The sequence below is a fragment of the Bacillus sp. 01N45 genome (assembly GCF_056399205.1).
Window position 1 is genome coordinate 113,089 of sequence record NZ_JBFTQW010000003.1, and the last position, 17,840, is coordinate 130,928.

Genomic DNA, 17,840 nt, shown 5'->3' on the forward strand with positions numbered 1-17,840 from the left:
AAGGTTTTTTGTATTGCGTTAATAAAATATACAATTAAGCTTGCACTTTACTTTTCATAAACGTATGAATGCGTTCCAATGCTTTCTCTACTTGTTCAAGAGATGTCGCATATGATAAACGAACGTTATTTGGAGCACCAAATCCTGTACCTGGTACAAGAGCCACTTTTTCCTCTTCTAATAGAGCTTTTGCCCAATCATCCACAGTTTCGTATCCTGATAAAGCTACAGCTTCTTTTACATTAGGGAATAAGTAAAATGCACCTTGTGGTTTAATGCAAGTAAAGCCAGGGATTTGAATTAATTTATCATAAATAATGTTTAATCTTTCTTCAAATGCTTGACGCATTGTTTCTACAGGTTCTTGTGAGCCTGCATATGCTGCAATTGCGCCGTATTGAGCGATTGAAGTAGGGTTTGACGTACTATGACTCGCTAAGTTCGTCATCGCTTTAATAAGCTGCTTATTTCCTGCTGCATATCCAATACGCCATCCTGTCATAGAATGAGATTTAGATACACCATTAATAATAAGTGTTTGTTCTTTTAATGCATTAGAAAGCTGGGCAATCGAAGTATATTCTGCTCCACCATAAATTAATTTTTCATAAATTTCATCTGAAACGATTAAAATATCGTGTTCTAAACATATTTCTCCAAGCTGTTGTAATTCCTCTTTGCTATAAATCATTCCTGTTGGATTGCTCGGTGAATTAATAATAACTGCTTTCGTTTTCTCTGTAATTGCCTCACGCAGCTGCTTCGCTGTAATTTTGTACTCATTGTCTTCCAGGCCTTCTACGTAAACTGGCTTACCGCCAGCAAGCTTTACTTGCTCAGGATAACTTACCCAATAAGGAGTTGGGATGATAACTTCATCTCCTTCATCAAGTAACACTTGGAATAATGTATATAATGCATGCTTTGCACCGTTACATACAATAATTTCAGATGGATCATACGCAATTCCTTGATCACGTGTAAACTTCTTCACAATTTCTTGTTTTAACGCTTGTAATCCACCTGTTGGTGTATACTTCGTATGTCCTTCTAACATCGCTTTATGTGCAGCATCCATAATATGTTCTGGCGTATTAAAGTCAGGTTCTCCTGCCCCTAATCCAATTACATCATGACCTTCTGCTTTTAATGCTTGTGCCTTTGCTGTAATTTCTAAAGTTGCAGATGGTGTTAAAGCAGCTACTCGCTTTGCTAATTTCATTTGTAGTTCCCCCTACATCTATTTTTCAATGCTATATCGTTTTAAAAACTGACCATCTTGAAATGCAAGATTGTAGTAACTATAACGATTGTCATCATCAATATATGTAACTTCCCATAGTGGTATATTGTTTTCAACGCCTAATTTTACTTTTAAAATTTCTTTAGGCTTACTCTTGGACTCTTTACTGTCATCTCCGACTTGTTCAATCGTTCTTTGTAAAGCATCTTTTTCAGAAATACCTTCGCTCTTTTTCCTTACTATAGTTTCCCCTTTTTTCTCAGGCACCCAAACGATAAGTTTTTCTCCTTTTTCATCTGTACCTTGTACGACTGTATATGAAGATTCTCCATTATAATAATCAACAGATTTTACTTTTGTAAGCTTTGCCTTTTCTTTCGCAATTTCTACAGATTTTGCCTCTTTAGGGATTTTCTTTTCCATTGCTTTATTGTAAACATACGCCCCATATATTCCGCTAGCAACGATTACGATAACGATTGCAAAGATCCACTTTTTCATTGTATCACTACGTTCTGTAAATCGTAAATACAGCTATTTCTTTATCTTTTTCGTCTAATGCTAATCCGAACATGAGGTCCTGTTCTTTTAACGTACGATTCAAACTATCAACAATTTTATACAAGTCAGACGAATATTTAATACGCGTCGTTGATAGGACTTCGATTTTCTTATCCATGAAAAAACTCCTCCGTTACACAAAAATTTCTAATTATAGAAGAACGCAATACGGTTACAATAAGAGTACATTCTTTACAACCCCTGCTTCATCACCCATCTATTATAGCAGGACATGTACTGCAAAAAAAGGTTTCAAGTCGAAAACCAATACATTTTGTATACAAGAAGTAAGAAAAATAAAATTCCTCCTACCCACATTTTTTACGCCTGAAGCTTAAATGTACTTCAGGCGTATTTTTCTTCCAATTTTATTTATTTGGCCATGCCTTTAATTGTTCTAATAATTCTTCTAGAGGGCCTTCATAAAGCGGAACAGTTGGGATTGATTGTAAAAAACGTTTTCCATAAGAAGCGCTTATCAAACGACGGTCTAATACAAATACTGTTCCGGTATCTGTACTTGTTCTAATCAGACGACCAAATCCTTGTTTGAAACGCAAGATTGCTTGCGGGAGTGCTAACTTAGCGAATACGTCCTCTCCTTGATTTTTTAACCACTCTCCTTTTGCTTCCATCATCGGTTGATGAGGAGGCGTAAAGGGAAGCCGTACAATAACAAGACAACTAAGGGCATCTCCAGGTATATCTATCCCTTCCCAAAAACTACTTGTTCCTAACAAAATCGATTTGTCGAACTCTTGAAATTTACGAATGAGACGACTTCGGCTCTTATTATTTACACTTTGCGTTAATAATAAATACCCCTCTAATTCCTCATCATTTTTCAAATTCGTATACGCTTCTTTCAACATTTCATACGAAGTGAATAAAACAAGCATTCTACCTTTTGTAGCTTTCGCGATTTTTGCAATATGTGCCGACACAGATTTAATATATTCTTCATTACTTGCTTGCTTAATAAAAGGCACATCTGTTGAAACCATTAATTTCATCTGTTCTTCAAAACGGAATGGTGATGGAACCTGTAATGTATTGGGAGCAAAATCATGTAAACCTAGCTCCTCTTTTATATAGTCAAATGAATCGTTTACTGTTAACGTTGCTGATGTGAAAATAACACTCTTTTTCTGTGTTAAAAATTCATCCGCAAGCCTTTCACCAATATGAACAGGCTGTGCATATAAAACGGTTGAATGAATTGTTCCCTTCGTTTCAGTCTCCATCCATGTCACATATGAATTTTTTTCTAAAATGAGTAATTGTAAAGATTTTTCCATCTTTCTCAACAACTCAATTAAATGCATAAATTCACCTGTAATAACATGCATCTCCCATTCTAATTTACTTTGCAATATATCAACTTGCTTCTCAAGTATAGTCAATAATTTTCTTACATCGTATACAAAACGATTTGTTAACTCGGTAATGCTATCCCATAACTTACCTTTCTCTACTTCCGTGTTATATCGATAAATGAGTGGCATATTGCTTATCCCTTGTTCCTGCTTTGTTTGTTTAAAGATGAAAGCACGTAACATTTGGAATAGCTCATCCGCATCAAATTTCAATTCCTTCAAACTATGACTCACCATACGGAAAGTCGAACGAGAGGCTTGCTCTGATTTTTTCATCATTTTATATACTTTAGAAAGTACATCATCTGTTTCTAGCGTACCAAGACGAGATAAAACTAATTGAAAATACATACAGGAGAACTGTTCACCTAATATTCTACTCGCCGCTTCCTCGATATGATGAGCTTCATCAAAAATAATATGTTCACATGAAGCAAATAGTGGTTCTTCACTTGAAAAATCTTGAAATAATAACGCATGATTTGTAATAACGATATCTGCAAATAATGCTTTATTCTTTGCTCGTTGATAAAAACAACGGCTATACCAGTTGCTTTGCATCCCGCCTGGACTATGTACATCACTACAAATACGGTTCCAAAGTAACTTTCCGCCCTCAGGAATATTTAATTCATCACGATCGCCAGTTTCTGTTTGCAATAACCACACTAAAATTTTTGCCTTTGTGAGCGCCATATCATAATTTTTCTCTTCCTCTTGCAAAGCATATTCAAATTTATGTAGACAAAGATAATGCTTTCTTCCTTTCAAAAGAGCTACTTCAAATGAAAATGGCATTATTTTCTGTAATAATGGAATTTCTTTTTCTAATATTTGTTGTTGCAGTTGTACTGTTTGGGTACTTATGATGACAGGTTCTTCTTTTTTCGTTGCAAAATAAATACTTGGAAGTAAATATGCAAGAGTCTTTCCTGTTCCTGTTCCTGCTTCAATTAGTGAAAACCTAGAATCTCTTAGTGCTGTATATATTTCCTTCATCATAATCTGTTGGCTTTCTCTTTTTTCAAACCTTGGCATATTCAATTCAAGTTTATCGATTGCCTTATGCAAGAAAGCATCAAATTTAGATGAACATGTTTCACTGAGATTTAAAGCATAATTCCGTTTTCGAAGCGCAATATTTCGATACACTTCATACCCCTCTGCCACTTTTCTACCATGCATCATTTTCTTTAAAATATTTTCAGAAAGTACATCCGCTATATCACTTTGAAAAACATCGCTCAATTCATAAAGCGATTGCAAGGTGACAAGTGGTAACTTTTCAATTTCATTTAAAAATTGTAAAAATAATTCCGCTGTTGCAAGAGCATCACTATCCGCACGATGCGGTTGATCGTGCTCTAATTCATGTTGTTTAGCTAAATCACGTAATTTATAACTATCAGCTGTCGGCAAAAGAATTTGCGCCAACTCCACTGTATCAACTTTCGGACAATGTACTTCTGTATATCCAGCCCACCTTAATTCTTCCGTTAAAAAATTCCAATCAAAGTGAACGTTATGTGCAACAAAAGCTGCACCTTGCAATAGCTCAACAACCATCGGGGCTACATCATGAAATAACGGGGCTTGCTTAACCATACTCTCATCAATCCCTGTTAATTCTGTAATAAATGGCGGAATCTCTCTCTTCGGATTAATAAAAGATGAAAAAATCTCTAGTATCTCTCCATCTTCCACTACAACAGCTGCGATTTGGGTAATTTTATCCTTCCCGTCCTTCCAGGAGTTCCCTGTCGTCTCTAAATCCACAACGACATAACGTTTACTCATATATGTAACACCTCAATTTCTTACCTATCAATCACAAAATTATATAATGTTACTATACCACGTTTTATCTCATCTTAATGAAAAGATGCACAAAAAAGCTATCTCCATAATAGAGATAGCCTTCTTACTTATAATATCGTACCCGCTTTTTCAGTGCCTAACATTTGGATAATTTGATTATCATCGTCTAATACTGCAATTTTCGGCTCTTGGTTATGAATATTTTCTTCTGCCACTAAACCGTAGCAAATAATAATAACTTTATCCCCTGGCTGTACAAGCCTTGCAGCTGCACCATTTAAACAAACAACACCGCTACCGCGTTCTCCTTTAATAACATATGTCTCTAAGCGCGCACCATTATTGTTATTTACAATTTGTACTTTTTCATTTTCTAAAATATTTACTGCATCCATTAAATCTTCATCAATTGTAATACTACCTACATAATTTAAATTTGCTTCTGTTACTGTTGCGCGATGTAACTTCGCTCTCATCATTGTGCGAAACATAGATGCTCCCCCTTATTAAACCGTTAATGTTATATTGTCAATTAATCGTACATTCTCAAATTTAACTGCAATTGCTAAAATGATTCGTCCTTCAATTTTATCTATTACTTGTAGTGAAGGATAGGCATATAAATCAGCATAATCTACAGTGCCTTTCGTATACGTCTCAATATACTCTTTCACAAGAGTTGTAATGATTTCTGCATTACGTTCGCCTGCTTCAATTCTTTCTTTCGCTATACATAGACTGCGGTATAAATGAGGAGCCTCTTCACGCTCTTCTTGTGATAAATACACGTTACGAGAACTTTTCGCTAATCCATCTACTTCCCTTACAATATCCACTGGTACGATCGTAACCGGAATATTAAAATCAGCGACAAATCCTTCAATGACAGCAACTTGCTGTGCATCTTTCATACCAAAATAAGCACGCGTTGGCAATGTAATATTAAATAGTTTCATTAGTACAGTCGCAACTCCAGCGAAATGACCAGGTCTTTGTTTGCCACATAATACATCGGTACGCTTCACAACTGCTACTGTTGTCGTTTGTTCTGCTGGATACATTTCTTCTACGCTCGGATAAAATAAATATTCTACACCGTTTTCTTTTGCTACATTTTCATCTCTATCAATATCACGAGGGTATCGATCTAAATCTTCATTCGGCCCAAACTGTAGCGGATTGACAAACACGCTTAAAACCACAATTTCATTTTCTTCTCTTGCCTTACGTAATAAAGTCGCATGGCCTTCATGTAAATAACCCATCGTTGGAACAAAACCAATACTTTTTCCACTTATACGAAGTTCGTTTGTAATTTGCTGCATCTCTTGCACTGTAGTTACGATTTTCATTATTGTTTTCCTCCGTATAACGCTAAGCATTCTTCCTCTTTCATTGTGAATGAATGTTTTTCTTCTGGAAATTGCCCTGTCTTTACTTCAGTAACGTATTGTGAAATCCCTCGCACAATCTCCTCTTGAACAGACGTATATTGCTTTACAAATTTCGGAACACGATTTACGCCGTATGAGATAAGATCATGATAAACAAGTACTTGCCCATCTACTTTTTTCCCTGCTCCAATTCCAATCGTCGGAATTGTTAGTTGCTTCGAAATTAATTCCGCTAACTGCATTGGCACACATTCTAACACAAGCGCTATCGCACCAGCTTCCTCACATCTCTTCGCATCTTCTATTAATTTTTTTGCACTTTCAGCATCTTTTCCTTGTACTTTATACCCACCTAGTACTCCTACAGATTGAGGAGTTAAGCCTAAGTGTGCCACGACAGGAATTCCCGCATTCGTCAAGTAATGAATAGTTGATACCACTTCCCCTGCACCTTCTACCTTCAGTGCATGAGCACCACTCTCTTGAACAATGCGGCGTGCATTCACCATCGTATCTTGAGGCGACACATGATACGACATAAATGGCATATCAGTTACAATAAACGTCTCTTTCGCTCCTCGGCGTACAGCTTTCGTATGATGAATCATATCCTCTACTGTTACAGGTACTGTTGAATCGTAGCCAAGCACAACCATCCCAAGGGAATCTCCAACTAGAATCATATCAACTTCAGCTTCTTCTGCTAACTTAGCAGATGGATAATCATACGCCGTTAGCATCGTAATCGGCTCACCTTGCTCTTTCATCTTCAAAAAATCTGTTTTTGTTTTCAAAAACTACTCCTCCTTTATACAGGAGAGAGGAGATGGCCGAAATCATATAAAAAACCCCTCTGGCCATAAAAGGGCAGAAGGGTTGTGTGTTAGTCGGCATTATTCATCCCTCTGTCCCAGTCCGTTATTGGATCAAGGCAGAATCCAAGTTATTATTTTTCGTATTGCTTCGAATCATGGTGCAGTTCGCTCTGATACTGCCCACATTCGAACTAATTATAGCAAACTCCAAAAAGGAATTACTACATTTTTTTGAAAAAATAATTTTTTATTCCTATTATGGTATGTGAAATTTTTTATAAATAACTCAATCATAGAAAGATTAAGCTTTGTTTAAAATGCCTCGTATAACTCTTAAACTAATGATGCAGGTTAATGGAGAAAAGTACTTACAAAAGGAGAATTGCGCATGTTTATGAACAAATGGTTATTTCCATTCACCGGTTTGCTTCTGATGATTGTAGGGATGATAACTTTTAGCTCCTTCCATGCATTTGCCTCAGTTAACGTCGTAACACAACCTATCGATTCAACGAAAGTAATTGAGGTCGAACTGAATGATGATTACTTTCATCCAAACGTCATCACCATTCCAATTGAAGAGTCAACAACATTGTTATTAAAAAACAAAGGTAAGAATGAACACACCTTTACAGTAAAAAAACTCGGCATTGATGTCGTAGTCGAGTCAGGAAAAGAAAAAAACATTACCGTGAAACCTAAAAATACTGGTACATATGAATTAATATGCCGGTACCACCTTCTTAAAGGAATGGAAGGCAAAGTAATAGTCAAATAAAAAGAAGTTCCCAAAAGGAACTTCTTTTACTTAATTTCGATATCCGCAGAATGAATGTGATGTACTTTCCCTTCATGGTCCTCCAGAAGCAATACACCATCCTCTGTAATTCCTTTTGCTACGCCTGTAATTGTCTCTCTCATCGTTCGAGCGGTAATTTCTTTCCCGATGCTCACAGCGTAACTTTCCCAAAGAATTTTAATGACAGAGAAACCATTTTGTAAATACTCTTCATATAATTTTTCTAGTTGTAAAAAGATTTGTTGCATCAGCTCTGCACGAACAATTGGCTCACCGGATTCAATCGCTAAAGAAGTAGCAATATGCTGAATTTCCTCATCAAAATGCTCTTGCTTTTGATTTGCATTAATACCAATACCCATAATGACAGCATTAATTTTATCAGGATCAGCCTGCATTTCTGTTAATATACCTACAGCCTTTTTACCTTGAATTAAAATATCATTCGGCCATTTTATTCCTACGTTTACACCCGTGCACTTTTCAATTGCTTGTGCAACGCTAACAGCCGCTAATAAAGTAAGTTGTGGTGCATGATGAACCGGGATTGATGGACGTAAAATAATACTCATCCAAATTCCTGTTCCTTTTGGTGAATGCCATTTCCTACTTAAACGACCTCTGCCGGCTGTTTGTTCTTCTGCAACAACAATCGTTCCTTCTTCTGCACCTTCATAAGCAAGTTTTGCTGCAATATGCTGCGTAGATTCAACAGACTCTTCAAAATATACCGTTCTACCAATATGTTTCGTTTGTAACCCTAACTGAATTTCATTAGCAGTCACTTTGTCTGGCTTACTCGCAATTCGATAACCTAATCGACGCACAGCTTCAAGTTCATATCCCTCATTCCGAAGGTCCTCCATATGTTTCCACACAGCGGTTCTTGAACAACCAAGTTTATCACTAATCGTTTGGCCAGATACAAACGCGCCATCCGCTTCTGAAAAAACTTGCAATAACTGCTTTCTTATAGTAGATTGCATTCTTGCAGCCACTCCCTTATACACTCTTTCTCATTAACTACGTTTCCTTGTACAATTGCTTCCTCAATTTTTTGAATCATTTCAGCAACCCACGGACCTGGCTTTTTATTTGCCCAGTTTAATAAATCATTCCCAGTCACATTCATTTCTTGTCGATTCTTGATTGGCAATGCTTCAAACAACGTTTGTACTCGTTTCACAGATGTATTATCATAGCTTTCAATCATCGCTTCATATACTCTTTCTGCCATTTCAGCGATATGAATTCCCGTTTTATAAAGAAAGACTGTATCCCAATCCTTCTCCTTTCTCGTACGGAGTGTTAATAAAACTGCGACGATATCTTTTATTTTTTTATTTGAAAACTTCCATTGACGTAAAAAGACAGATGGATGCTCTTCCCCAATACAATATAAGAAGAATGCCCATGCCTCAATGTCCGTTTCAAAAGAATCCCAGTTATACTGCGTAGCTTTTAATAATCTCTCATCTGACATTTGTAAATATGGCAGATGAGAAAATAGCTTCGTTTCTACTAATTCTTGCAAGCCCTTCACGCAATATGTACCAGTTAACAGTTTCTCAAACTCCACTGTAATTCGCTCAATTGCAATATGTTCTAGCAAATGTCCATATGTTTCTATTGCTTGTTTCGTTTTCATTTCTAAAGAAAAACCTAACGTACTTACGAAACGAATACCACGCATCATTCGCAGGGCGTCTTCTTGAAAACGATCCGCAGCATTGCCAACCGTCACAATTTCTCTCTTTTGAATCGCTTGCTGTCCAGCAAATAAATCAACCATTTTGCCTTCTTCTGTCATCGCAATTGCATTCATTGTGAAATCACGACGTTTTAAATCCTCTTCTAATGAACGAACAAATTGAACACTACTAGGTCTTCGAAAATCTTCATATTCGCTCTCTGTTCGAAAAGTGGTTACCTCATAAGGTTCACCATTTTCTACCACAATTACAGTTCCATGCTCAAGACCAACAGGAACATGTCTTGGAAATATAGCCATCACTTCTTCTGGTAAAGCAGATGTCGCAATATCAATATCTCCAATCGGCCTATCGATAATAAGATCTCGTACGCTTCCACCGACAAAGTAGGCCTCATGTCCTTGTTGCTTTAAAGTCTCAATAATAGAACTAGCTTTTTTAAATCTTTCCATTTTTGTCATCCCTTAGTACATCATAGTAAATCGTTTCATATTGTGAGACGATTTTTTCAGAGCGGAACTGCTCGTAAACACTTTCTCTTGCTCGCTCTCCCAAATTACGGTGAAGTTCTTCATCCTTTAATAGCTGAATGGCTTGATTTGCCACTCCTGTTGGATCGCCAACTTCACATAAATATCCTGTTTCACCATGTTGAATGACTTCTGGAATACCTCCAACCCTTGTTCCGATACAAGGTACACCACACGCCATCGCTTCTAATAAAACAAGACCAAAACTCTCCTTCTCTGAAAGAAGCAACATTAAATCACTCATCGCAAGTAGCTCTGCAACATTATCTTGCTTCCCTAAGAATAAGACGCGATCTTCAATATGTAAATTTTTTACTATCTGTAAAATCGTGCAAAATTCTGGTCCATCTCCAACAAGAAGCAACTTCGCATCTACTTCTGTAACAATTTTAGCAAATGCCTGAACAACATCTTGCACACGTTTCACTTTACGGAAATTTGAAATGTGAATCAGTATCTTTTCACTCTCACTTATACCGTATTCTTTCTTTAATTGAGACATATCACGCTTGAAATATACACGCTCGTCTATAAAGTTATATACCGTTTGAATGTTTTTATTTGGTTTTACAAGCTCATGCGTTTCGTTAATCAATGAATGCGAGACAGCCGTCACAACATCAGATTGCTCAATACCAAAACGAATTAAATTATTTAACGAAGGGTCAGAACCTAACACAGTAATATCTGTTCCATGCAAGGTTGTAACAATTTTAATACGCTCTCCAATCATTTGTTTTGCTAAATAAGCACAAATGGCATGTGGTATTGCGTAATGCACATGTAAAATATCTAGGTTCTCTCTTTGTGCAACCTCTGCCATTTTACTCGCTAACGCTAAATCGTATGGTGGATATTGAAATACAGAGTATTGATTTACCGTCACTTCATGAAAATAAATATTTGGATACACTTTATTTAACCGGAATGGTAAACCCGATGTAATAAAATGAATTTCATGCCCGCGTTCCGCTAATTGCTTTCCTAATTCTGTTCCAACAACTCCAGAACCACCTACAGAAGGATAACATGTAATACCTATTTTTAATTTCATTTACATCCCCCCTATTAAATCAGCATGTAATAAAACCGGTTTCTTACTCATAAATCCCTCGGCATATAAGACTCCAACTTCTTTTCCAAACATTTTCTCTCGAGCGACCACAGTTTCAACGTAACCTTCTGTTAACGGCGTTTTCACACCATCACTCCCTGTTGAAAACTGACTTTCATACGCTTCTAATGCTTCCACTTTTATAGAAAGGTACTCACTTATATCTATACAAAAATTCGGTTTATGAAAACCATTAATCATATAATAATAAAAAGACTCCACGCGATGTGGCGAAACCTCTGGCATATATTTACGAATTCCCGCTGAAAAAATAGCTTCTTCCACAAGTTTTGCACAATTTGCATGATCTGGATGACGATCTTCATAATACGGCGCGAAAACTAGTTTCGGTTTATATGTACGAATCACCTTTACAATTTCACGTATATACTCTTCTTTCATATACAAACCACGGTCTGGCATCGCTAAATTCAGTCTCGTTTTTACTCCCATTATACGAGCTGCCGCCTTTGCTTCTTCTTTTCTCAATTCTATCGTTCCATTAGAAGAAAGGTCAGCTTCTGTTAAATCACAAATACCTACTTCATACCCTTGCTTCGTATATTTAGCAATGGTACCAGCCATGCCGATTTCGACATCATCGGCATGAGCACCAAACGCTAATATATGTAATCCACTCATAATTGTTCCCCTCATTTTCTAAACTTGCGGTAATCTAAATCTCCTCGCTCTAATGCGTGCATTAACATTTCAGCACTTGCCATATTCGTTGCAAGTGGAATCGCATATACATCACATAAACGAAGCAATGCATTTACATCTGGTTCATGCGGCTGAGCAGTTAGTGGATCTCGGAAAAAAATCACCATATCCATATCGTTTTTTGCAATCATGGCACCAATTTCTTGATCGCCACCAAGAGGACCCGACTGAAATCTTGTTACAACTAAACCAGTTGCCTCCATAATACGAAGTCCTGTCGTCCCTGTTGCAAATAATTCATGTTGTTCAAAAATTGGTTTATATGCGTATGCAAACGAAACCATGTCATCTTTCTTTTTGTCATGTGCGATTAAGGCAATTTTCATCCGTTGTCTCCCCTTTAGTCGATAATATTTTCTAAACCGTACACAAGATGATCTAGATTCATTACTGTATCAATTGATAGTTTTACACCCGACATAAATGATGCACGATTGAATGAATCATGACGAACCGTTAACATTTGTCCATCTCCACCAAACATTACTTCTTGGTGTGCAATAAGTCCTGGTAAACGTACACTATGAATGTGAATGCCGTCTACATTTGCACCACGAGCACCTTCTAGTTGTTCTACTTCATTCGGATGACCTTGCTGCTTTGATTCACGATTTTGACGAATTAATTCTACTGTTTTTACTGCTGTACCAGATGGTGCATCTAACTTTTGATCATGATGCAATTCAATTACTTCAACATCTTGGAAATACTTCGCTGCCATTTGTGAGAATTTCATCATAAGAACTGCACCAATTGCAAAGTTTGGAGCGATAATTGTTCCTACTGCTTTTTCTTTCGCATTCTCTCTTAATTGCTTTAGTTCTTCTTCTGTAAATCCAGTTGTACCAATAACAGAACGAAGTCCACGCTCAACTGCTAGTGTAACGTGTTGTTTCCCAACTTCTGGCGTTGTTAAATCTAACAACACATCTGCTTCTACTTCCTCTAAACAAGTATGTAAATCTGCGTAAATTGGCGCTTGTAACGCTGGCATGCCCGGTAAATCAGAAATTTTCTCTCCACCATGCTTATAATCCACTGCTGCTACCAAATTAAAATGTTCCGTTCTTTCCATAAGAAGGACTGCTTCATGTCCCATACGTCCTCTTGGTCCAGCGATAATTACTTTAATTTCTTTCATTATTCTTTCTCTCCCTCATCAATACGTGTCCAGCGATCTTTATCACGTGTATTAAATTTATTCATTACAATGTTATGTGCCGTTTCTAAATCAATATTTAAACTATTTGCCATACAAATCATAACAAATAATACATCTCCAAGCTCTTCTTCCAGACTACGTTCTTTTTCAGTTGTTTTCTTCGGTTTCTCACCATAATAATGATTTACCTCTCTTGCAAGCTCCCCCATTTCTTCCGTTAAACGAGCCATCATTGCAAGTGGACTGAAATAACCTTCTTTAAACTGACCAATATATGCATCTACTTCTTTCTGCATATCCTTCATCGTTTTTGCTTCCATACAATTCACCTCTAATCCTTCCTCTTTCATGTTAGCCAATTCATCGCGATTTGACAAATATTATTCCCCGCCAAACACCTATTTGCGACCCTTTTTTGGATAGACTATAATAAAGTGAAACTTTCTTTTGCGTTTTTTTTACAGCCTTCTCTATTTTTACTAACAACTAGAAATTACTTATCATTATGTTTTACCGTATCAGCGGAGCAATGCAATTTACATAATTAGGAGGATTTCTATATGACATCAAATGTGAAGATTCGAAATATCATTTTCATTTTAATCGGTTCCGCTATTTTTTCTTTCGGTATTGTGAATATCAATATTGAAAATCACCTTGCAGAAGGTGGATTTACCGGTATTACACTATTATTGTATTTTCTATTTAAGTTTGATCCTTCTTATTCAAACTTAATTTTAAATATCCCTATATTTTTTATTGGTTGGAAGTTACTTGGAAGAACGACATTTATCTATACACTAATCGGCACCTTCAGCGTATCTTTATTTCTATGGATTTTTCAACGTTACGAAGTTCTTAACTTACATTTAAACTTACAAAATGATATGACACTCGCGGCTTTATTCGCCGGGGCATTTATCGGTGTCGGTCTTGGCATAATATTTAAATATGGCGGGACTACTGGCGGTGTAGATATTATCGCAAGACTCGCTCATAAATATGTTGGCTGGAGTATGGGGAAAACGATGTTTATGTTTGATGCTATCGTCATTATCGTCTCTATTCTTACCTATTTATCATACCGCGAGGGCATGTATACGTTAGTTGCTGTTTTTATCGGGGCGAAAGTCATTGATTTTATGCAAGAAGGAGCCTATGCGGCAAAAGGAGCAACTATTATCTCAGATAAAAACGATGAAATTGCTGCCAAAATTTTATCTGATATGGAACGCGGAGCTACTTTTTTAAAAGCTGTTGGATCGTATACGAAAGTGGAACGGAACGTATTATATTGCGTTGTTGCTAAAAATGAAATCGTGAAATTAAAAAATATTATTACTTCTGTAGATCCTCATGCCTTTGTTGCTGTAAGTGATGTACATGATGTAGTTGGTGAAGGTTTTACGTTAGATGAAAATAAAAATCCGTTACATAAATAAACGCAACTAGAAAAGCTCTCTAGCTTTTCTAGTTTTTTATTACATATTTTTTAAGTTTATCTAAATCCTCATAAATAAGCTCCAATAAACTCCGATTATAAAAAATGGAAGCAGGATGAAAGGTCGGAAAGATATGATATTCTTGCTCTGACCATGTAAACACTGCACTTTGCATATCCTTTAATTTTTGAATGGGCTGTTTTAATAATTGTCCGTGCACATCTGTTATTTTTTTATTTTTTCCTGTTAAACGTTGAAGACCGATATTTCCAAGGGTGACGATAAGCTTCGGATTTATTTTCTCTAATTCATAATCTAACAAAGGCGCATGGGCAAGTATTTCTCCTTGATTTGGTGTTCTATTATATTTTTTCTGTATGATTTCACCATTTCGTTCTTTTTTCTCTCGCCATTTATAAGGCCTACTTCGGACAGCGCTCGTAATATATACTTCTTCCCTTGTAACATGAATCCGTTCTAAAAAACCCATTAATTGTTTTCCCGCTCTCCCGCTCCCATTATGAATTTCTGTTTCACCAGGCGCTTCTCCTAACAGCATAAATTTTGGATTTTCAGGACCTTGTCCACTTAAAAAGCCTTCTAACTGATAAGAAGCGCTTTGTTCTTTCACTTGTTTTACTAAACGACTTGGATATTTCACTTCCCCCACCGCCTTTCCGCATTACTTCTATTCCTTCTATTATTTCTATTTGCAATACATTATATAATTCAATCCACAAAACAAAAAAGACTATCAAAATTGATAGTCTTTAGTCGTCGCTACGCTGCATACCAGTATACATTAATACGAGACGTAATAATTCAAATACTGCTACAGCTGCAGCCGCTACATATGTTAATGCTGCCGCATTTAATACTTTACGAGCTTGGCCATATTCATCTGTTGATACGATACCTAACGCTTCAATTTGTTGCATTGCACGCTTTGATGCATCAAACTCAACAGGTAATGTCACAAGTTGGAACACAACACCTGCTGCCATTAAAATGATACCTAATAACAACAAGTTAGACATAGATGCAAAGGCACCAATCATAATAAATACCCAAGAAATATTCGATCCAAAGTTTGCAACTGGCACTAACGAATGACGAATACGCATAAAGTTATAATCTTTTGCGTCTTGAATTGCGTGTCCTACTTCGTGTGCTGCAACTGCTGTACCAGCAACTGAATGACCGTAATAGTTATCTGTTGATAATCGAACTGTTTTGGCAGTTGGATCATAATGGTCTGATAAATGACCTGGTGTTTCTTCTACAGCTACGTTGTATAATCCGTTCTCATCTAAAATTTTTCGAGCCACTTCCGCTCCTGTCATACCTGAAGTTGAATAAACTTGTGAATACTTGCTATAGGCACTACGTACTTTTGACTGTGCATACAACGGTATGATCATTATGATCGCGAAGTAAATTAAATAAAACATCATGAACCTCTGAACCTCCATTGAAGTTTTAATTATAGTACTTCTCATTCTATTTTCTTCTGACATCATTGTCAATGAATAAACCTTACAATCCGTATCTTTATTTATTGCATTATCTATTCTTAGAGTGTACATTACTTTTTCTTTTTTCTCTCTCTCCTTTATACTTTCTCCATCCAACATAAGTTAATGTGAATAAAATAAGACCTCCAGTAATTGTCATAAACCAAATGAGTGAGGGTGCAATTTCATCTTTTTTTACTGTGTGAAATATTTTTTGCAAATCCCCTTTAATGATTCCTACTTGCATTTGCCCCCCTTTCGTATTTAACATAACGTTACGAAATTCATCCAAATAAGATAAATGGGCATTTACACGCTGCACTTCATTTTCTGGCAGGGCGATCATTAAGCTTGGATAAATAATATTAAATTCATGTAAAAATGTGTTTAACGTTTGTTGAAACTGTCCCGTATCTTCTTTTTTCATCGCTTTTTCCATTTGAGAAAAGGCACCCATTACTTTTCTTTCTCTTTCCATCCAAAGCGGTTGATATTTCGACACTTGCGCATCAACAGCGAGCTGCAGGGCTAACACATTATCAATTTTAACTTGTTTACCTAAATCTGTTTCCGAGAGAGATTGTTTCGCCTTGTCGTAAGCTAAAGAAATAACTCTAACCTGATCTGGCGTTACTTCTTGCTTCTTTTCATTCCCCTTTATAACAAACTGCTCGGAGAAATGTTGTAATACTTGTACTGCTTTTCCATCTTCATTACGCTTCACTAATTGTAATGAGTCGTCTAACAACCCTGTTAGTTCACTCCACTCTTCAGCATATATACGTAACGGAAACATTATAATTAGAAATGCTATTAATCCAATTAATGTTCTCTTCATCACGGTCCCCCCTATAACTACTAGTACAAAATATGTTAATTTGGACAAGAATAGAACAGAACTGGACCGAAAAATATATTATCATTTTACAAACAAAAAAATTCTCTTTAAACAGAGAATTTTTCCTTTGAAACCCTTTTCTTTTTTACGAAATATCTATACAAACTGTAACAAATTATGCTGCCGCATAAAATAAATAATAAAATAGCACACGCAGCATGCATAAAGAATTCTTCTGGTAACATTAATATAATTGGATCCGTTTCAATATCAAACATCCAATAATCATTACTGAATAAAAGTTTATGGAATAATACAAAACTCTTTTCAAAATTAATAGCGATCGGTAACATGAGCGCGATCGGTAAGATAATTGTTAAAATTGATCCGTGCAGTAAAAACTTTTCATTTTTCTTTTTTAATAAATAAATCCCGCCTATTATTGCAATCATAATTGTCGCATACATCACATATTGAATTTTCACTAAAATATTTTTAACATCTACAAAATGAATACGGCCATTTGTGGACATATCTAATGTTGGAAACTGTAATGCTCCGTCATAAAACGGAGATAAATATGTGATAAGCACATCATAATTTCTTTTAATATCATCCTTCGTCATATCCGCTAAGTCTGGAATGTTTAAAAAATCAATTTCAAAATAATATAGCCATTTTCCGTACACCACCACCGTTGTTGCGAGTGCAAATATAGAAAATGCTATGCTATATGAAACAACTATCGTAATCAATCGATCCAATATTTTTGTACGACTCTTATTCTTCTTCATTTTCT

20 protein-coding genes are annotated in these 17,840 nt (G+C 36.2%); 2 read left to right on the forward strand and 18 right to left on the reverse strand.

Annotated elements, in window-relative coordinates:
• Positions 1–34: 34 nt before the first annotated feature.
• The 7 genes from aspB to panB form a co-directional block, all read right to left on the reverse strand.
• On the reverse strand, positions 35–1,222 hold the full coding sequence (gene aspB, locus AC1DMU_RS08295; protein ID WP_088062716.1) for an aspartate transaminase AspB: 1,188 nt from the start codon (positions 1,220–1,222) through the stop codon (positions 35–37).
• Positions 1,223–1,240: 18 nt separating this feature from the next.
• The gene (locus tag AC1DMU_RS08300; protein ID WP_088062715.1) at positions 1,241–1,744 is read right to left on the reverse strand and encodes a cell wall elongation regulator TseB-like domain-containing protein; all 504 of its coding nucleotides are present in this window, start codon (positions 1,742–1,744) and stop codon (positions 1,241–1,243) included.
• 7 nt (positions 1,745–1,751) lie between these two features.
• The gene (locus AC1DMU_RS08305) at positions 1,752–1,922 is read right to left on the reverse strand and encodes a YpmA family protein (RefSeq protein WP_000358351.1); all 171 of its coding nucleotides are present in this window, start codon (positions 1,920–1,922) and stop codon (positions 1,752–1,754) included.
• 250 nt (positions 1,923–2,172) lie between these two features.
• Positions 2,173–4,977: an ATP-dependent DNA helicase DinG gene (gene dinG, locus AC1DMU_RS08310; RefSeq protein ID WP_088062714.1), complete on the reverse strand. Its 2,805-nt coding sequence runs from the start codon at positions 4,975–4,977 to the stop codon at positions 2,173–2,175.
• Between the two features lie 128 nt (positions 4,978–5,105).
• Entirely contained in the window at positions 5,106–5,489 is a 384-nt protein-coding gene (gene panD, locus AC1DMU_RS08315; RefSeq protein ID WP_088062713.1) for an aspartate 1-decarboxylase, read from the reverse strand.
• 15 nt (positions 5,490–5,504) lie between these two features.
• Positions 5,505–6,350 (reverse strand): pantoate--beta-alanine ligase, encoded by an 846-nt coding sequence (gene panC / locus AC1DMU_RS08320; RefSeq protein ID WP_088062712.1) that lies wholly within the window; start codon positions 6,348–6,350, stop codon positions 5,505–5,507.
• The gene (panB, locus tag AC1DMU_RS08325) at positions 6,350–7,186 is read right to left on the reverse strand and encodes a 3-methyl-2-oxobutanoate hydroxymethyltransferase (protein WP_000853116.1); all 837 of its coding nucleotides are present in this window, start codon (positions 7,184–7,186) and stop codon (positions 6,350–6,352) included. The genes panC and panB overlap by 1 nt, the downstream gene beginning before the upstream one ends.
• A 409-nt stretch (positions 7,187–7,595) precedes the next feature.
• Between panB and AC1DMU_RS08330 the strand changes: the two genes are divergently transcribed.
• Positions 7,596–7,985 carry a cupredoxin domain-containing protein gene (locus tag AC1DMU_RS08330; protein WP_078183454.1) on the forward strand — a complete coding sequence of 130 codons (390 nt, stop codon included), beginning with the start codon at positions 7,596–7,598 and terminating at the stop codon, positions 7,983–7,985.
• A gap of 26 nt (positions 7,986–8,011) precedes the next feature.
• Here the strand turns inward: AC1DMU_RS08330 and AC1DMU_RS08335 are convergent, their stop codons facing one another.
• From AC1DMU_RS08335 to AC1DMU_RS08365, 7 genes are read right to left on the reverse strand one after another with little or no spacing between them, the layout of a single operon-like run.
• Complete coding sequence (locus AC1DMU_RS08335; RefSeq protein ID WP_046955213.1) at positions 8,012–8,992, reverse strand: biotin--[acetyl-CoA-carboxylase] ligase; 981 nt, start codon at positions 8,990–8,992, stop codon at positions 8,012–8,014.
• Positions 8,977–10,170 (reverse strand): CCA tRNA nucleotidyltransferase, encoded by a 1,194-nt coding sequence (locus tag AC1DMU_RS08340; protein WP_088062710.1) that lies wholly within the window; start codon positions 10,168–10,170, stop codon positions 8,977–8,979. The genes AC1DMU_RS08335 and AC1DMU_RS08340 overlap by 16 nt, the downstream gene beginning before the upstream one ends.
• A complete protein-coding gene (gene bshA, locus AC1DMU_RS08345) occupies positions 10,157–11,302 on the reverse strand; it encodes an N-acetyl-alpha-D-glucosaminyl L-malate synthase BshA (RefSeq protein WP_087985552.1) in 1,146 nt (381 codons plus the stop codon). Before bshA ends, AC1DMU_RS08340 begins: the two co-directional genes overlap by 14 nt.
• Positions 11,303–12,004 (reverse strand): bacillithiol biosynthesis deacetylase BshB1, encoded by a 702-nt coding sequence (gene bshB1 / locus AC1DMU_RS08350; RefSeq protein ID WP_048543522.1) that lies wholly within the window; start codon positions 12,002–12,004, stop codon positions 11,303–11,305. It lies immediately after the preceding gene.
• Positions 12,005–12,015: 11 nt separating this feature from the next.
• Positions 12,016–12,411, reverse strand: a complete 396-nt coding sequence (gene mgsA, locus AC1DMU_RS08355) for a methylglyoxal synthase (protein ID WP_046955216.1) — start codon at positions 12,409–12,411, stop codon at positions 12,016–12,018.
• Positions 12,412–12,425: 14 nt separating this feature from the next.
• On the reverse strand, positions 12,426–13,226 hold the full coding sequence (gene dapB, locus AC1DMU_RS08360; protein WP_048543525.1) for a dihydrodipicolinate reductase: 801 nt from the start codon (positions 13,224–13,226) through the stop codon (positions 12,426–12,428).
• A complete protein-coding gene (locus AC1DMU_RS08365; protein WP_048543622.1) occupies positions 13,226–13,567 on the reverse strand; it encodes a nucleotide pyrophosphohydrolase in 342 nt (113 codons plus the stop codon). The genes dapB and AC1DMU_RS08365 overlap by 1 nt, the downstream gene beginning before the upstream one ends.
• 240 nt (positions 13,568–13,807) lie before the next feature.
• Between AC1DMU_RS08365 and AC1DMU_RS08370 the strand changes: the two genes are divergently transcribed.
• The gene (locus AC1DMU_RS08370) at positions 13,808–14,689 is read left to right on the forward strand and encodes a YitT family protein (protein ID WP_476941491.1); all 882 of its coding nucleotides are present in this window, start codon (positions 13,808–13,810) and stop codon (positions 14,687–14,689) included.
• Positions 14,690–14,717: 28 nt separating this feature from the next.
• On the opposite strand, the gene AC1DMU_RS08375 is transcribed toward AC1DMU_RS08370, so the two are convergent.
• The 4 genes from AC1DMU_RS08375 to lit all read right to left on the reverse strand — a co-directional run bounded on the left by AC1DMU_RS08375 (position 14,718) and on the right by lit (position 17,835).
• Entirely contained in the window at positions 14,718–15,350 is a 633-nt protein-coding gene (locus AC1DMU_RS08375) for a uracil-DNA glycosylase (protein WP_088062708.1), read from the reverse strand.
• A 109-nt stretch (positions 15,351–15,459) separates the two neighbouring features.
• Positions 15,460–16,140, reverse strand: coding sequence for a zinc metallopeptidase (locus AC1DMU_RS08380; RefSeq protein WP_002096760.1), 681 nt, complete (start codon positions 16,138–16,140; stop codon positions 15,460–15,462).
• A 112-nt stretch (positions 16,141–16,252) separates the two neighbouring features.
• A complete protein-coding gene (gene ypjB, locus AC1DMU_RS08385) occupies positions 16,253–17,041 on the reverse strand; it encodes a sporulation protein YpjB (protein WP_088062706.1) in 789 nt (262 codons plus the stop codon).
• A 107-nt stretch (positions 17,042–17,148) separates the two neighbouring features.
• Complete coding sequence (gene lit / locus AC1DMU_RS08390; protein ID WP_088062705.1) at positions 17,149–17,835, reverse strand: lipoprotein intramolecular transacylase Lit; 687 nt, start codon at positions 17,833–17,835, stop codon at positions 17,149–17,151.
• Positions 17,836–17,840 lie beyond the last annotated feature (5 nt).

Bases quoted from the DNA above. Each gene is read 5' to 3' on its own strand.
- aspB (WP_088062716.1), bottom strand. From the start codon at position 1,222: ATGAAATTAGCAAAGCGAGTAGCTGCTTTAACACCATCTGCAACTTTA.
- AC1DMU_RS08300 (WP_088062715.1), bottom strand. From the start codon at position 1,744: ATGAAAAAGTGGATCTTTGCAATCGTTATCGTAATCGTTGCTAGCGGA.
- AC1DMU_RS08305 (WP_000358351.1), bottom strand. From the start codon at position 1,922: ATGGATAAGAAAATCGAAGTCCTATCAACGACGCGTATTAAATATTCG.
- dinG (WP_088062714.1), bottom strand. From the start codon at position 4,977: ATGAGTAAACGTTATGTCGTTGTGGATTTAGAGACGACAGGGAACTCC.
- panD (WP_088062713.1), bottom strand. From the start codon at position 5,489: ATGTTTCGCACAATGATGAGAGCGAAGTTACATCGCGCAACAGTAACA.
- panC (WP_088062712.1), bottom strand. From the start codon at position 6,350: ATGAAAATCGTAACTACAGTGCAAGAGATGCAGCAAATTACAAACGAA.
- AC1DMU_RS08330 (WP_078183454.1), top strand. From the start codon at position 7,596: ATGTTTATGAACAAATGGTTATTTCCATTCACCGGTTTGCTTCTGATG.
- AC1DMU_RS08335 (WP_046955213.1), bottom strand. From the start codon at position 8,992: ATGCAATCTACTATAAGAAAGCAGTTATTGCAAGTTTTTTCAGAAGCG.
- AC1DMU_RS08340 (WP_088062710.1), bottom strand. From the start codon at position 10,170: ATGGAAAGATTTAAAAAAGCTAGTTCTATTATTGAGACTTTAAAGCAA.
- bshA (WP_087985552.1), bottom strand. From the start codon at position 11,302: ATGAAATTAAAAATAGGTATTACATGTTATCCTTCTGTAGGTGGTTCT.
- bshB1 (WP_048543522.1), bottom strand. From the start codon at position 12,004: ATGAGTGGATTACATATATTAGCGTTTGGTGCTCATGCCGATGATGTC.
- mgsA (WP_046955216.1), bottom strand. From the start codon at position 12,411: ATGAAAATTGCCTTAATCGCACATGACAAAAAGAAAGATGACATGGTT.
- dapB (WP_048543525.1), bottom strand. From the start codon at position 13,226: ATGAAAGAAATTAAAGTAATTATCGCTGGACCAAGAGGACGTATGGGA.
- AC1DMU_RS08365 (WP_048543622.1), bottom strand. From the start codon at position 13,567: ATGGAAGCAAAAACGATGAAGGATATGCAGAAAGAAGTAGATGCATAT.
- AC1DMU_RS08370 (WP_476941491.1), top strand. From the start codon at position 13,808: ATGACATCAAATGTGAAGATTCGAAATATCATTTTCATTTTAATCGGT.
- AC1DMU_RS08380 (WP_002096760.1), bottom strand. From the start codon at position 16,140: ATGTTTTATTTAATTTACTTCGCGATCATAATGATCATACCGTTGTAT.
- ypjB (WP_088062706.1), bottom strand. From the start codon at position 17,041: ATGAAGAGAACATTAATTGGATTAATAGCATTTCTAATTATAATGTTT.
- lit (WP_088062705.1), bottom strand. From the start codon at position 17,835: ATGAAGAAGAATAAGAGTCGTACAAAAATATTGGATCGATTGATTACG.